Raw genomic sequence first — 13,770 nt, forward strand, 5'->3', positions numbered from 1 at the left:
GGCCCGCGCATGCCCGAGTACCTGACCCCAGGCGTCTACGTCGAGGAGACCAGCTTCCGCTCACGGTCGATCGAGGGGGTGCCCACCAGCACCTTCGGCATGGCCGGCCGGACGGCCTACGGCCCGGTGCCGTACCTCGCCAACGGGCGGATCCTGACGCCCGGCCCGAGCCTGGTCACCAGCTTCACCGAGTACGAGCGCGCGTACGGCGGGCTGACGCTGGGCGACGACAGCCCCTGCTACCTGGCGCTGGCGGCCCGCGCCTTCTTCGCCAACGGCGGCCGCCGGCTGTACGTCTCCCGGGTGTTCTCCTTCGTCACCGCGACCGGGCCGGGCGCCCCGGCCGGGGCGATCGACGGGCCCGCCAACTTCGCCTCGCTCGCGGTTCCCGCGACCGGCACGCCGCTGCTGCGCTGGTGGGCCCGCTGGCCGGGGCAGGCCGGGGCGCGGATCGCCGTCTCGGTGGCGTTCCGGCGCAGCAAGAACGTGCTCATCGCCACCACCGCCGCGGACGGCACCGGCACCGTCCGGCTGACCGGCGTCCAGCCGGGCGCGGCCGTCGAACTGGCCGACCTGGTGGGCGGGAAGCCGCCGACCCCGAGCGACCGGACGAAGCCGGACGCCGCCGCCGTCCGGATCGTGGCGCGGGCCGCGGACGGGAGCCTCGGCTACCGCAACGCCCAGGGCGGCGTCGACGCCCCGGCCGCCGGCAAGGCCGCCTTCCACCTCACCCTGGCCGTCACCGTCCGCTCCGGCGCGGACCGGCTGGACGTCTACAACGAGCTCGAACTGGACGACGCCCATCCGCGCTCGGTGGCGAGGGTGCTCGCCGCCAAGGACCCGGCCGACGAGTTCTCCCTGGTCTGGCTCGACACGGCGCCGACCACGGGCGCGCCGACCACGCCCGGGGCCCAACCCCCGTCCCCCGGCGACGTCCTGACCGCCCTGCTGTCGCTCGACGCCGCCCACCCGGGCTTCCTCGCGGGCGGCGGCGACGGCCTCGACCCGACGTCCGTGGAGCTGCTGGGCGAGCGCGCCGACCCGGACGACCACAACAAGCCGGCCACCGGCCTGGCCGCGCTCGGCGAGATCGACGACATCGCCGTGGTCGCGATGCCCGACACGGTGAACCTCACCGGCCAGGACCAGATGGAGGCGGCCTCCGGGCTGATCGACCACTGCGAGCAGCTGCGCTACCGGATGGCGATCGTCGACCCGCCGAAGGACAGCTCGATCTCCGAAGTGCGCCGCTTCCGCTCGCAGTTCGACAGCAGCTACGCCGCGCTGTACTACCCGTGGCTGCGGATCACCGACCCCACCCGGCGGCCCGACCCGGGCGCGCCCACGCCGGCGCTGGACCTGCCGCCCTCCGGCTTCGTCGCCGGGATCTACGCCCGCAGCGACAACGACCGCGGGGTGTTCAAGGCCCCGGCGAACGAAGTCGTGTACGGCATGAGCGAGTTCGTCACCAACGTGACGTACGACCGGCAGGCCGTGATCAACCCCGAGGGGATCAACGCGCTGCGCTTCTTCGAGGGCCGGTCGAACCGGGTCTGGGGCGCGCGGACGATGAGCTCGGACCCGGAGTGGAAGTACGTCAACGTCCGGCGGCTGTTCATCTACCTGGAGCACTCCATCGACAAGTCGACCCAGTGGGCCGTGTTCGAGCCGAACAACGAGCGGCTCTGGGCCTCGGTGCGGCAGTCCGTCGAGGACTTCCTGCTGGTCACCTGGAAGAGCGGCGCGCTGATGGGCGGCAAGCCCGAGGAGGCGTTCTTCGTCCGCTGCGACCGCACCACGATGACCCAGAACGACATCGACAACGGCCGGATGATCTGCCTGATCGGGGTCGCCCCCACCTACCCGGCCGAGTTCGTGATCTTCCGGATCGGCCAGTTCACCGCCGACGCGCCGGCCGTCTGACGTAGCGTCAACCACCGCACAGGAGGTAGCACATGGCCACGCGCAACAACCCGTACGGCGCCTTCAACTTCCTCGTCAAGCTCGGCGACGCCGGCGGCGAGGACCAGATCGCCGGCGGCTTCTCCGACTTCACCGGCGCGGGCAACGAGGTGAAGTTCTCCGAGTACCGCAACGGCAACGACAAGGAGAACCACGTCCGCAAGATCGCCAACACCAACGTCACCGACGACGTCACCCTCAAGCGCGGCATCATCGGCGACCTGCGGCTGTTCAACTGGATCAAGGCCACCCGGGAGGGCGACTTCGACCCCCGCACGGTCGTCGTCACCCTCCACGACGAGGCCCGCACCCCGGTCTGCTCCTGGACGCTGCACAACGCCCAGCCCAAGAAGTGGGTCGGCCCCACCCTGGCCGGCAAGGGCGGCGGCGAGGTCGCGATGGAGGAACTCCACCTCGTCGCCGAGCGGATCGACTTCGCCTCCCTATGAGCACGCCGACCGAAGCCCCCGGGCTGCGGCTCGGGGCGCCCGGGGTGTACCGGGACGCCCGGCGGCCGGCGCCCGCCTTCCGCCCGGTGCGGCTGGACGTGGCCGGGTTCGTCGGGGTGGCGCCGCGCGGGCCGGTGGACCGGCCGGTCGCCGTCGGGCGCTGGACGGAGTACCAGCGGCGCTTCGGCGGCTTCGAGGGGCCGGGCCTGCTGCCGTACGCCGTGCGGGCGTTCTTCGCCCAGGGCGGCAGCCGCGCGTACGTCCTGCGGGTGTCGCCGGTGCCGCGCGCGCCCGACCCGGCCGGGCTGGCCGCCGTCGCCCGGTTCACCGTCCGGCTGACCGACCCGGCGGCCGGCGGGCCCGTCGACCTCGGCCTGCTCGCGGCCGACGAGGGCAGCTGGGGCCAACGGCTCTCCGTGCGCTGGGAGTTCACCGCCGCGCGGCACTTCACCGCGCCGGCGGACGGCGCCCGGCTGCCGCTGCCCGACGCGGTCGCCGTACCGGCCGGCTCGCTGCTCCGGGCCCGCGGGGCCGGGCTGCCGCCGGGCGGGGTGTTCCGCTTCGTCCGGCTGGTCGAGGAATCGCCACTGGGCCGAATCGCCGTGCTGGACCAGCCACTTGACGGTACCGGCCTCGACGTGGACGTCGTCACCGCCACGGTCACCGTCACCGACGCCGACCCCGGCCTCGCCCGCGCCGAACGCTTCACCGACCTCGGCCTGTCCGCCGCGCACCCCCGCCCCGCCCGGCAGGTCCTCGCCGACGAGTCCCTGCTGATCGCCCCGGACGGCGACTGGCCCGAGCAGCTGCTGCCCCCGGACCCGACCCTGCCGGCCGTCGACGCCGTCCCCGACCGGCCCGGCGCGGACCGCTGGTCGGCGATCACGGCCGACAGCCTCTTCGGCGACACCCCGCCTGAACTGTTCCCCATCGGCGGCGACTCGGGTCCCGACGACGGCGCCTCCTTCGTCGGCCTCGACCGGCTCGCCCTGGAACCCGAGGTCGCCCTGCTCGCCGTGCCCGACCTGTTCTGGGACCACCCGGTCCCGGCCGGCACCACCGACCCCCCGGATCCGCCGCGGGAACGTGCGGACGGGCGCTGCCCGCCCCCGGCCGTCCCCGTGGTCTACCCGCCGCCGCCCGAACAGGTGGTGCTGCTCGACGGCCGCGACCCGGGCGCGCTCGCCGAGATCCTGCGCCGCCAGCGCCGGCTGGTCGACCTGGCGGAGCGCCAGCGCCGGTTCGTCGCCCTGCTGGACGTGCCGCCCGGGCTGCCGCTGCGCCTGACCGCCCGCTGGCGCTCCGGCTTCGACAGCACGTACGCGGCCGCGCACCACCCCTGGCTCGGCGTGGTCGACCCGGACGACCCGCAGGCGCGGGCCGTCCTGGTGCCGCCGTCCGGGTTCGCCGCCGGGATCGTCGCCGACCGCGAGCACCGGCTCGGCATCCCCTGGGGCCCGGCCAACGCCCTCGCGGCCGGCGCGGTCACGGCCGCCGACCGGCCGGCCCCGGCCGAGCGCGACGAACTGCACCTGCTCGGGATCGACGTGTTCGCCGCCGAGCGGGACGGCTTCCGGCTGGCCTCGGCCCGGACGCTCTCCCGCGACCCGGACTACCGCCAGCTGAGCGTCCGGCGGCTGATGACGATGCTGCGCCTGGTCCTCGAACGCCAGGCCCAGAGCCTCGCCTTCGAGCCCAACTCGCCGCAGCTGCGCGAGGAGTTGCGCGGCGCGGTGACGCGGCTGCTGCGCGACCTGTTCCGCGCCGGGGCGTTCGCCGGGGCCACCGAGGCGCAGGCCTTCTTCGTCCGCTGCGACGAGCAGCTGAACCCCGGCTGGTCGCAGGGGCTGGGCCGGCTGGTCGCCGAGATCGGGGTGGCGCCCGCCCAGCCGCTCGAATACCTCGTCCTGCGGATCGCCCAGGACGCGGACGGCGACGTCAGAGTGGCGGGCTGAGCGATGACCGAGCTGGTGCAGGCCTTCAACTTCCGGGTCTCGCTGCGGCGCAGCACCTCCCCGGGCCCGACCGCGACGCCGCCGCCCAGCCTGGACGGCGCGACCGGCGCCCGCCCGGGGGCGGCCGCCGGGGCGGACGGCACGCCCGACCGGCTCGGCGACGGCGGCTTCCAGGAGTGCGGCGGCCTGGAACTGGAGATGGAGGTCGGCGACCACCCCGAGGGCGGCCGCAACGACGGACTGGCCCGGGGGACGGGCCGGATCAAGCTCCAGCCGATCGTGCTCAAGCGCGGCATGCTCGTCCCCACCCCCGGCGGCCGGGCCGACACCGCGCTCTGGGACTGGCTGTACGGCATCGTCAGCGGCGAGCGGCGGTCGGCCCGCTACGACGGCGACATCGAGGTGCTGGACCCGACCGGCACCCGGACCGTCGCCCACTGGCGGTTCACCCGCGGCCTGCCCGTCAAGCTCACCGGGCCCGCGCTCAACGCCCGCACCGGCGAGATCGCCCTGGAGGAACTGCACATCGCCCACGAGGGCCTGCGACTGGAGAGCACCTGATGGCGGAGCTGGCGCACGCGACCCTGCAGCGGCTGCGGGTGGACAAGGCCGGGGGCAAGGACCGGCCGCCGCTGGTCAGGGCGGACGGGCCGAAGGTCGAGGTCCAGTTCAACCCGGTCTCGCTGCGGCTCAGCCGGAACAACAACGTCGACCGCGGCGGCGTCGGCACCCGCACCGAGAAGCGCCAGAACCCCTCCGCGGAGCCCGCCGTGCTCGCCTTCGACCTCGCCTTCGACACGGCGGAGCAGGGCGGCCCCGGCGGCTACACGGACGTGCGCGAATGGACGGCGCTGGTCCGGCAGTTCGTCGAGCCGCCGGCCCGGAGGAAGGGCGACCCGCCGCCGATCGTCCGGTTCCAGTGGGGGACGTTCCGGTTCGACGGGATCGTCACCCAGGTCACCGAGGAACTGGACCTGTTCGCCCCGGACGGCACCCCGCTGCGGGCCAAGGTCGGTCTCAGCGTCACCGAGCAGGACTTCGGCCTCGAAGCGCACGAGAAGGGCGCCGGGGCGCGCGACGCCCGCGCCGCCACCGACCCGGGCACGCCGCCGCCCGGCTCCACCCCCGGGACGGCCGGGACGAACCGGCCGCGGCAGGTCGTCCAGGCGCAGGCCGGGGAGAGCGCCCAGCAGCTGCTGGCCCGGCTCGGGCTCGACCCGGCGGCCTGGCGCGGGGCGATGCGGGGGCTGGACAGCCCGCTCGCGCTCACCGCCGGGTTCAACGTGCAGCTCGGGGTCGAGGTCGAGGCGGGCGGCGGGCCCGGGCTGTCGGCCGGGTTCGCGGGCGAGGCCGCGGTCACCTCCGTCGCCGGGCTCGCCGGGGCGCTGGGCCTCGGGCCGGACGCCACTCAACCGGGTGGCACCGGCAGCGGGACGGACGACCTGACGGCCGCGGGCTTCGCGCTCTCGGCGGGCGGCGGCATCGCCGCCTCGCTGAGCACGGTGGCCGGTGCCCGGGCCGCCGACGCCGTCGACCGGGCCCGCGGCGCCTTCGCCGTCCCCGGTGCCGCACCCCCGGCCGGGCCCGCCGGAGCCGCCCCGCCACCGCCCGACCCACGCGCCCTGACGTACGGCCAGGGCATCCCGCTGCGCACCCGCGCCGACGCCGAGACCCTCGCCGAGACGGCGACCGGCGGCGCCCGCAGCCTGGCCGGTCGGGCCCGCGCCCGGGAGCTGCCGCCGCCGGACGGCCTGACGCCCCCGTGGGAGCACCTGCCCCCGGTGACGGCCGCCCGCACGGCGGCGGACTGCGCGCAACGCCGCCGTGACGCCCCGCCGAGCACCCTGAGGTGGCGGCCGCAGGGCGGCTCCTGCGGGTCCTGAGCGCGCGTCTGCGCGAGGAGGTCTGCCATGACCGTGCACATCGGTGAAGTCCACACGGACGTCGTCCCCGCGGGCGCGCCCGGCCCGGCGCCCGCCGCCGGGCCCGGCGGCCCGGTCGGCGAGGCGGAGCGGACCGAGCAGCTGTGCGCGGCGCTGGACCGGGCGCGCTGGCTGGCCGGGCGGGTCGCGGCGGTGGGCTTCGATGACTGAGCCGGGCGTCACCGCCGTCGCCCCGGTCTTCACCGTCGGCGGCTCCCTCGTCCGCGACCTCGGCCGGGACTGCGTCCGTCTGGAGGTCCGCGAGGGCGTCGAGGGCCTGCGCACCCTGCGGGCGAGCTTCCTTGCCAGCGGCATCGGCGCCAAGGGCCCGCAGCAGAGCCTGCTGCACCTGGACGGCCGGACGGTCGACCTCGGCAGCGCGCTCAAGGTCGCCCTGGGCCCCGACGCCGACCAGCGCAACGTCTTCGAGGGCACCGTCTCCGGGCTGGAGCTCGTCCTCGGCGACGGCGACCCGCCCGTCGTCGTGGTGCACGCCGAGGACGCCCTGATGCGGCTGCGGATGACCCGCCGGACCCGCACCTACACCCAGGTCACCGACGCCGACCTCGCCGATGCCGTCGCCCGCGAGCACGGCCTGCGGGCGGACACCGCCGCTCCCGGCCCGCGCTACGACGTCGTCCAGCAGCTGAACCAGAGCGACCTGGCCTTCCTGCGCGAGCGCGCCCGCCTGCTCCAGGCCGAACTCTGGTGCACCGCGGGCACCTTGCACCTGCGTACCCGGGACGCCCGGCCCGGCACCGCGCTCACCCTGGTGCTCGGCCGCGACCTGCTGTCCGCCCGGCTGACCGCCGACCTCGCGCACCAGCGCAGCGAGGTGGTGGTCACCGGCTACGACGCCGAGCGGCGCGAGAGCGTGGACGAGCGGGCCGGCCCGGAGCTGGTCGAGGCCGAGACCAGCGGGGGCCGCACCGGCGCGCGCCTGCTGGCCCGGGCGCTCGGCCCCAGCACCACGCTGCGGGTGCGCGAGGTCGCCCTCAACGCGGCCGAGGCGTCCGCCTGGGCGCGCGCCGAGATGCTCCGGCGCGGCCGCCGCTTCGTCGTCGCGACCGGCCTCACCAACGGCACCCCCGACCTGGTGGTCGGCAGCCGGCTGACCCTGCAGGACGTCGGCGCCCCCTTCGACGGCCCCGGCTACTACGTCACCCAGCTGTGCCACGGCTTCGACCTGGAGCACGGCTTCCGCACCCGCTTCGAGGCCGAGCGGGCCACGCTCAACGACCTGAACTGACGGACGACCCGAACCGAAGGACGAGGTGGAACCGATGCCCCTGCCCAGCCCGTCGGACGGCGCCGCGCCCGGCTACCACGGCGCCTACCCCGCCCTGGTCACCGACATCGTGGACGAGCAGAAGCTCGGCCGGGTCGAGGTGCGCTTCCCCTGGCTCGGCACCGACGGCGACCGCGACGTCCGGGCCTGGGCCACGCTCTGCTCGCCGTACGCCGACCGCGACCAGGGGCTGCTCGTCCTCCCGGAGGTCGGCAGCCAGGTGGTCGTGGTCTTCGAGGCGGGCAACCTGCGCCGCCCGTACATCCTCGGCGCGGCCTGGAACGGCCGGGAGGCCCTGCCGCACCAGCCGGAGAAGGCGAACGACATCCGGCTGCTGCGCTCCCGCGCGGACAGCCGGCTGGAGTTCGACGACACCGCCGGGGCCGCCAAGGTGCGGATCACCATGGCCTCCGGGCACCAGGTGAGCCTGGACGACGCCGCCCGGACGGTGACGGTGCGGCACGCCGGCGGCTGCGAGGTCCGGCTGACCGACACCACGGTCGAGATCCGGGCCAACGTCTCGGTCGACGTCACCGCGCCCATGGTGAAGGTCGACGCGCCGCTGGCCACCTTCAGCGGCATCGTCCAGGTCGGCACCCTGACCGCCGAACAGATGGTCATGTCACCCGCCTACACGCCCGGCGCCGGGAACATCTGGTGACCGCCGCGGCCCACGGGTTCCAGCTGCGCGCGCCCTGGTACGTCTGCGAGCGCGGCCACTTCGACCGCTTCGACCCCCGGGCCGCCGCCCCGGCGCTGCAGAAGTACGACGCCCCCGACTTCGTCGCCCGGCTGACGGCGGACCCGCGCGCCTCGCTCGCCTTCGACCCGGTCGAGGACGTGTACGCCTACCCCGTCCCGGTGCCGGCCGGCCAGACCCGGCGCGGACGGCTGCGCTTCGCCACCCACACCATGGTCCCGACGCCGCTGCGCAAGCTCTACCAGCCCGGCCACCACCGCTTCTACGCCGTGGTCGTCGAGCTCTTCTGCGACCGGCCCGGCCTGCCCCGGCCCGGCGCGGCGGCCGAGGGCGTCCAGCTGCGGATGGTGCTGCGCCGCCGGCAGCGGACCGTGCCGACGTCCGCGCGGACGGCCGTGCGCCGGCTGGCGAAGGCGCTGACCGCCGACCTGCTGGCCGCCCGGGGCACCGAGGCCGGGAAGCTCACCGACCGGGACCTGCCGAACCTGCTCTGGGCCGACCTCGCCTACCGGGCCCGCTTCGAGGCCGAGCACGGCGAGCTGTTCGCCGCCCTCGGGCCGCCCGTCGTGCAGAGCTGGACCACCGGCGCCAAGGGCCCGCACTGGGTGCCCACCGGCACCGTGGGCCCGGACGGCAAGCCGGAGCCCGAGCAGGAACTGCCGATGTGGCGGATCCCCGCCCCCGCCTGGGAGTGCGAACGGGCCGCCACCCGCTCGCTCTGGTTCGGCCTCGTCCCGACCCTCTCCGGCGAGCACGACGACCAGGGCGCGCCCAGACTCGACGACCAGCACGTGTACGAGCTCCACTGCGTCGCCCGCCGCCCACCCGCGCCCGGCCACGAGCACTGCCCGCCGCAGGAGTCCTGGAGCGCCCCCACCGAACCGTTCAGCCTCGCCGCGTTCTACGACCCGGAGGGCACCAAGAACCACAAGGTGTCGATCACCATGCCGGACCTGCGGGCCCTCGCCGCCCGCGCCGGACGCCCGCCCGGCCCCGGCGGCGTGGCGGTGACCACCCCGCCCGGCTCCCAACTGCCCGTCACCGGCGGCGACATCCCCAAGCCCGGGAGTGGCACGCCCGGCGGCACCGACTTCCGGATCTGCACCTTCGCGCTCGAACTCTTCACGATCGTGGCGTTCTTCCTGTTCAGCCTCTTCCTGCCGATCGTGGTGCTCGCCTTCCAGCTCTGGTGGCTGCTCGCGCTGCGCTTCTGCCTGCCCCCGGACGTCGTCGCCCTGGGTGCCCTCCAGGCCTACGTCAACGCGCCCGGGCACGACCTCGCCACCCTGCTCACCGGGCCCGGGCCGGACAACCCCGGTCCGGGCAAGCTGGACGACCTGCTCGGCCAACCGGGCGCCACGGCCGCGATGGCCGGGCGCCCGCCCTTCCGGCCGAGCGCGCCCGGCGCCGATCCCGACGCCCAGGCGGCGGCCGCCGACCTGGTGGCCGCGCTCGACCCGACCACCGCCGCCACGGGCACGCCGCCGCCCGTCGAGAGCTCCCCGCCCGACCCGCTGTGCGGAGGCCGCTGATGGCCGCGCCCGCTCGGGACGTCAAACCGCCCGCGCCCGCTCGGGACGTCAAACCGCCCGCGCCCGCCGCGCCCAAGGCGGCGCCCGCGCCTGCCGCGGAAGGGGCCGCCGGCGCCCTCGCCGGTCAGCTGGCGGGCGTCGTGCCCCCGCGCCCGGCCGTCGCGCCCGACGTCCCCCGGGACGTCCTCGCGCTCCGGGGCGGCGCGGCCCTGACGCCGACCCCGGCCGTCACCGAGTACCTGGCGAGGAAGGGCCCCGCCGGCGGCCCCGTCCGGGCGGCGCTGGGCACGATCGCCAGTGGGACGCTGAACCTGCGCACGAGCGACGAGGGCCTGACCACCGGCCCGGACTACGAGACGCTGCCGCTGGCCCACCCCTTCCTCCTGCCGCTCACCCGGTACGGCGTCGAGCCGGTGCTGGCCGTCCGGGTGCGCGGCGGCCTGCTGGAGGGCCACGCCTCCGCGCTGGTGAAGGGCCGCCTGCTCCCCGGCCCGGCCGGGCTGTTCGGCCAAGTCGTCGAGCACGCCGAACAGTTGGGGCTCACCGGAGTGAGCGCGTTGAAGCTGTCGGCGGTGGAGAACCGGCTCGACGGCCCGACGCTGCTGATCCGGGCGAACGGGCTGCACTTCCGGCTCGGCGGCTTCCTCGACGCCACCGGCGCGCTCGGCCTCGCCAACGAGCTGGTCACCTTCGACGCGACCGCCACCGGCACGGTGCCCGGGCTCGCCGTCGTCACTCTGCCGGTCAGGCGGGACGCGCAGGGCGCGCTGTCCGGCGAGGCCACGGTCGAGGTGGAACTCAAGGGCTTCAAGGGGACGGTGACGGCGGCCCTCGCGGGCGGCGTCGTCGACGTGCGCGGCAGCGTCCACTACGCCAACGACAAGTTCGACGGCGAGGTGACCCTGGTCGCCACCGACGAGCAGAACGCCACGCGGCTGACGGGCGAACAGGTCGCCGCGGCGCAGGCCAAGGCGGCGGCGCCGAAGCCGTCCGTCCCGGCGGCCGAGGAGGCGCCGGGCGGCGGGGCGCCGCAGGCGGCGGGCCCGAGACCCGGGCCGCGGGTGGTCGTCGGCTGGGGGACGGTGAACGTCCAGCTCGCCGAGTGGCTGAGCGGCGAGGCCCTGGTGGTGGTCGACCACCACGGGGACGTGACGCTGGTCGGGAAGATCACGCCGCGGATGACCAGGCCGCTGTTCGAGCAGAAGGACTGGGTCAGGCCGCTGCCCAAGCTGGAGGTCCGCGCCCTCTACGGCGTCCCGCTGGTCGGCAACGTCTTCGTCTTCGCCAACGTCGGCCTGGAACTGCTCGCCAAGCTCGGCCCGGCCACCCTCGACCGGATGGAACTCACCGGTACCTGGTCCACCAAACCCGAGGTCCTGAAGGACTTCGGCGTCACCGGCACCCTCAACGTCTCCGCGTTCGCGGGCATCCGGCTCGTCGCAGAGGGCGGCGCGGGCGTCGAACTCCTCGGCCACGACATCAAGGCGGGCGTCGCGCTGAACGCCCTCGCCGGGATCCGCGGCTACGTCGAGGCGACCCCGCGGATCGGCTACCGGGAGATCGCCGACCCGAAGGCCGGCAAGCACGGCGAGTTCTTCATCGGCGGCCACCTGGAGATCGCCGCCCAGCCCTTCCTCGGCCTCGGCGGCGACCTGTTCGTCGCGCTGGTCAGCCCCTGGTGGTCGCCGGCCCCCAGCCACCGCTGGACCTGGCCGCTGTTCCAGCTGGAGTACCCGCTGCCGGGCGAGTTCGGGATCGGCGCGGACGTCGACTACGTGCTCGGCTCCGGGAAGGTGCCCGAGGTGCAGTTCGGCGAAGTCGCCTTCAGCGCCGACAAGTTCATGACCGACCTGATGAACGACCACGTCCCGAAGAAGTCCGGGCGGGACGACAGGAAGGCCGGCACCTGGCACGAGGGCCCGGGCGCGGCGCCCGTCAAGGGCGGCGCGCCTGCCGCTGGGAAGCCGGTCACACCGGCCAAGCCCGTCAAACCCGTCAAACCCGCCGCGACGAAGCCCAAGCCCGCCACGGCGAAGCCCAAGAACGCCGACCCCGATCAGCAGCCGATGAGCCCCGAGAAGCTGAAGCGCTGGCAGGGCGGCCTCCAGGCGATCGGCGCCCTCGCGCAAGAGTCATTGACCGATCCCTTCGAGGAGGACGAGCTGCGCACCGCCCTCGCCGGGATCAAGAAGACGTACGGCTTCACCCTGCTCGAAGAGCACCGCCAGGGCGACGAGTCACTGATCGACGCCCGGATGAGCCCGCAGACCAAGAGGAAGCCCAGGGTCAGGCTCGCCAAGCCGATCACCTACCGCGGCGGCCCGTACAGCACCCTCGGCGTGAAGAACCCCAGGGGCGGCAAGAACCGGGCGACCAAGGGCACCGAACGCAACCACATGCCCGCCTGGAAGGCCACCAAGGACGCCCAGGCCGCGCCCGGGAAGTCCGCCAAGGTCGCCCAGGCGCTGAACGTCGTCTCGCACTACACCGCGCCCGCCGTCGAGATGGCCGTCGCCGACCACAAGAAGACCGCCAGCTGGGGCTCGGGCGGCAAGGGCTGGCGGGCCGACCAGACGAGGCTGCTGGTGAAAGGGAAGTTCAAGGAGGCGATCGACAAGGACGCCCAGGACATCCAGGGGATCGCGCCCGGCAAGTACACCAAGGCGATCGCCGAGATGAAGAGCAAGCTCCCCAAGGAGTGGAAGCAACTCGGCGCCGACAAGTGAGGCTGTGAATATCAGGCGCGGGAAGTCGGCTGGGCCGACTTCCCGCGCAAGGGTGTTCAGGTGCTGGGGAGTTCGCCGGCCTTGATGGCGGTGACGAACGTCGTCCACGCGTCGGCGGGGAAGGCGAGCGCCGGCCCGTTGCGGTCCTTGGAGTCCCGAACGGGAACGATGCCTGTGTTGAGGAACGCGACCTCAACACAGGCGGACTGTCCGTTGCTGCGGCTGGACTTGAACCACACCGCTTCTGTCAGATCAACCGTGTCCATAGCTTCCTGCCACTTCGGAGATCAGCAGCTTCGACGCCTGCTCACTGAGCGCTGTCTCCCAGATATTCGTGAACGCGGCGTCGTAGCGTTCCACTTCGTTGGGCTTGTCCAGGTACAGGTCGCCGGTGAATCCGTCCGCGTAGACGGTCGGCGGCTCCGTCTCGGAGCTGTCGCCGTTGAGCGGGAAGCGCAGAATTCCGAATGAGCCTGACAGGACGCCCAGGTGTAGACCCGCGTTGAACGGGACCACCTTGATGGTGACATTGGGGAGCTCGCCCATATCCAGCAGGTGGGCGAGCTGTGCGGCCATGACCTTGTCGCCACCGATAGGGCGCCTCAGTACCGCCTCGTTGAGTGCGACATCGAAGACCGGCGGATCGGTGACCCTGGTGAGAAGAACTTGGCGGTTCGAACGAAGATGGACTCGTCGCTCGATCTCTTCATCGACTTCGTGTGGATTGTGCGCCCGCATGACCACGCGCGAGTAGTCGTCGGTCTGCAACAGCCCGGGAACCAACTCGCTCTCGTACCAAGCGATCTTCGAAGCAGCTTCTTCCAGCCCGATGAAGAGATCGAATCCCTCGGGGATCACATCCCCGTAGGCGTGCCACCAGCCCCGGGCCTTGGTCTCCTTTGCCAGCCCCATCAGAGCCTCGGTCAGTTCGGCCGGTGCGCCGTAGACCTTGCACATCGCCTCAACATCCAGGCTTCGCAAGGATGTCTGACCCGTCTCGATGCGCCACATCTTGGCCTCCGACCACTCCAGCCGACGGGCTGCAGCCCGCACGGTGAGTCGCGATCGGTTGCGCAGATCACGCAGGTACCGCCCGAGTTGCCTGCGCGGCACCGTTGATCCAGTGGGCCCCTCCGCCATGGCCTTCCCCTTCCTGGCTTCCAGTATGAAGCACCGTCGGCGCTCGAAATGAAAGCACCTGGGTGCCCGATTCGCAATGAGCGTCAACTGTTCGAG

12 protein-coding genes are annotated in these 13,770 nt (G+C 74.0%); 10 read left to right on the forward strand and 2 right to left on the reverse strand.

The annotated features are described in order from the left end of the window. Positions 1-9: 9 nt before the first annotated feature. The 10 genes from ACPC54_RS09735 to ACPC54_RS09780 are packed head-to-tail and all read left to right on the forward strand — an operon-like array spanning position 10 to position 12,534. Positions 10-1,923, forward strand: coding sequence for a phage tail sheath family protein (locus tag ACPC54_RS09735; RefSeq protein WP_498963086.1), 1,914 nt, complete (start codon positions 10-12; stop codon positions 1,921-1,923). Between the two features lie 32 nt (positions 1,924-1,955). Continuing rightward, positions 1,956-2,411: a phage tail protein gene (locus ACPC54_RS09740; protein WP_498963088.1), complete on the forward strand. Its 456-nt coding sequence runs from the start codon at positions 1,956-1,958 to the stop codon at positions 2,409-2,411. Then, complete coding sequence (locus ACPC54_RS09745; protein WP_498963090.1) at positions 2,408-4,366, forward strand: phage tail sheath C-terminal domain-containing protein; 1,959 nt, start codon at positions 2,408-2,410, stop codon at positions 4,364-4,366. The genes ACPC54_RS09740 and ACPC54_RS09745 overlap by 4 nt, the downstream gene beginning before the upstream one ends. A 3-nt stretch (positions 4,367-4,369) precedes the next feature. Continuing rightward, the gene (locus tag ACPC54_RS09750; RefSeq protein WP_498963092.1) at positions 4,370-4,927 is read left to right on the forward strand and encodes a phage tail protein; all 558 of its coding nucleotides are present in this window, start codon (positions 4,370-4,372) and stop codon (positions 4,925-4,927) included. After that, a complete protein-coding gene (locus ACPC54_RS09755) occupies positions 4,927-6,249 on the forward strand; it encodes a CIS tube protein (protein WP_498963094.1) in 1,323 nt (440 codons plus the stop codon). The genes ACPC54_RS09750 and ACPC54_RS09755 overlap by 1 nt, the downstream gene beginning before the upstream one ends. 27 nt (positions 6,250-6,276) lie before the next feature. Then, positions 6,277-6,459 (forward strand): hypothetical protein, encoded by a 183-nt coding sequence (locus ACPC54_RS09760; protein WP_498963096.1) that lies wholly within the window; start codon positions 6,277-6,279, stop codon positions 6,457-6,459. Continuing rightward, complete coding sequence (locus tag ACPC54_RS09765) at positions 6,452-7,537, forward strand: phage late control D family protein (protein ID WP_498963098.1); 1,086 nt, start codon at positions 6,452-6,454, stop codon at positions 7,535-7,537. Before ACPC54_RS09760 ends, ACPC54_RS09765 begins: the two co-directional genes overlap by 8 nt. A 34-nt stretch (positions 7,538-7,571) precedes the next feature. Further along, entirely contained in the window at positions 7,572-8,237 is a 666-nt protein-coding gene (locus tag ACPC54_RS09770) for a phage baseplate assembly protein V (protein ID WP_498963100.1), read from the forward strand. Further along, positions 8,234-9,808: a hypothetical protein gene (locus ACPC54_RS09775; protein ID WP_498963102.1), complete on the forward strand. Its 1,575-nt coding sequence runs from the start codon at positions 8,234-8,236 to the stop codon at positions 9,806-9,808. The genes ACPC54_RS09770 and ACPC54_RS09775 overlap by 4 nt, the downstream gene beginning before the upstream one ends. Further along, positions 9,808-12,534, forward strand: a complete 2,727-nt coding sequence (locus ACPC54_RS09780; RefSeq protein ID WP_498963104.1) for a hypothetical protein — start codon at positions 9,808-9,810, stop codon at positions 12,532-12,534. Before ACPC54_RS09775 ends, ACPC54_RS09780 begins: the two co-directional genes overlap by 1 nt. A 56-nt stretch (positions 12,535-12,590) precedes the next feature. Here the strand turns inward: ACPC54_RS09780 and ACPC54_RS09785 are convergent, their stop codons facing one another. Beyond that, a complete protein-coding gene (locus ACPC54_RS09785; protein ID WP_498963106.1) occupies positions 12,591-12,800 on the reverse strand; it encodes a DUF397 domain-containing protein in 210 nt (69 codons plus the stop codon). After that, on the reverse strand, positions 12,787-13,674 hold the full coding sequence (locus ACPC54_RS09790) for a helix-turn-helix domain-containing protein (protein WP_498963108.1): 888 nt from the start codon (positions 13,672-13,674) through the stop codon (positions 12,787-12,789). Before ACPC54_RS09790 ends, ACPC54_RS09785 begins: the two co-directional genes overlap by 14 nt. Positions 13,675-13,770 lie beyond the last annotated feature (96 nt).

This window comes from Kitasatospora sp. NPDC094028 (genome assembly GCF_049543595.1).
Classification (GTDB): domain Bacteria; phylum Actinomycetota; class Actinomycetes; order Streptomycetales; family Streptomycetaceae; genus Kitasatospora.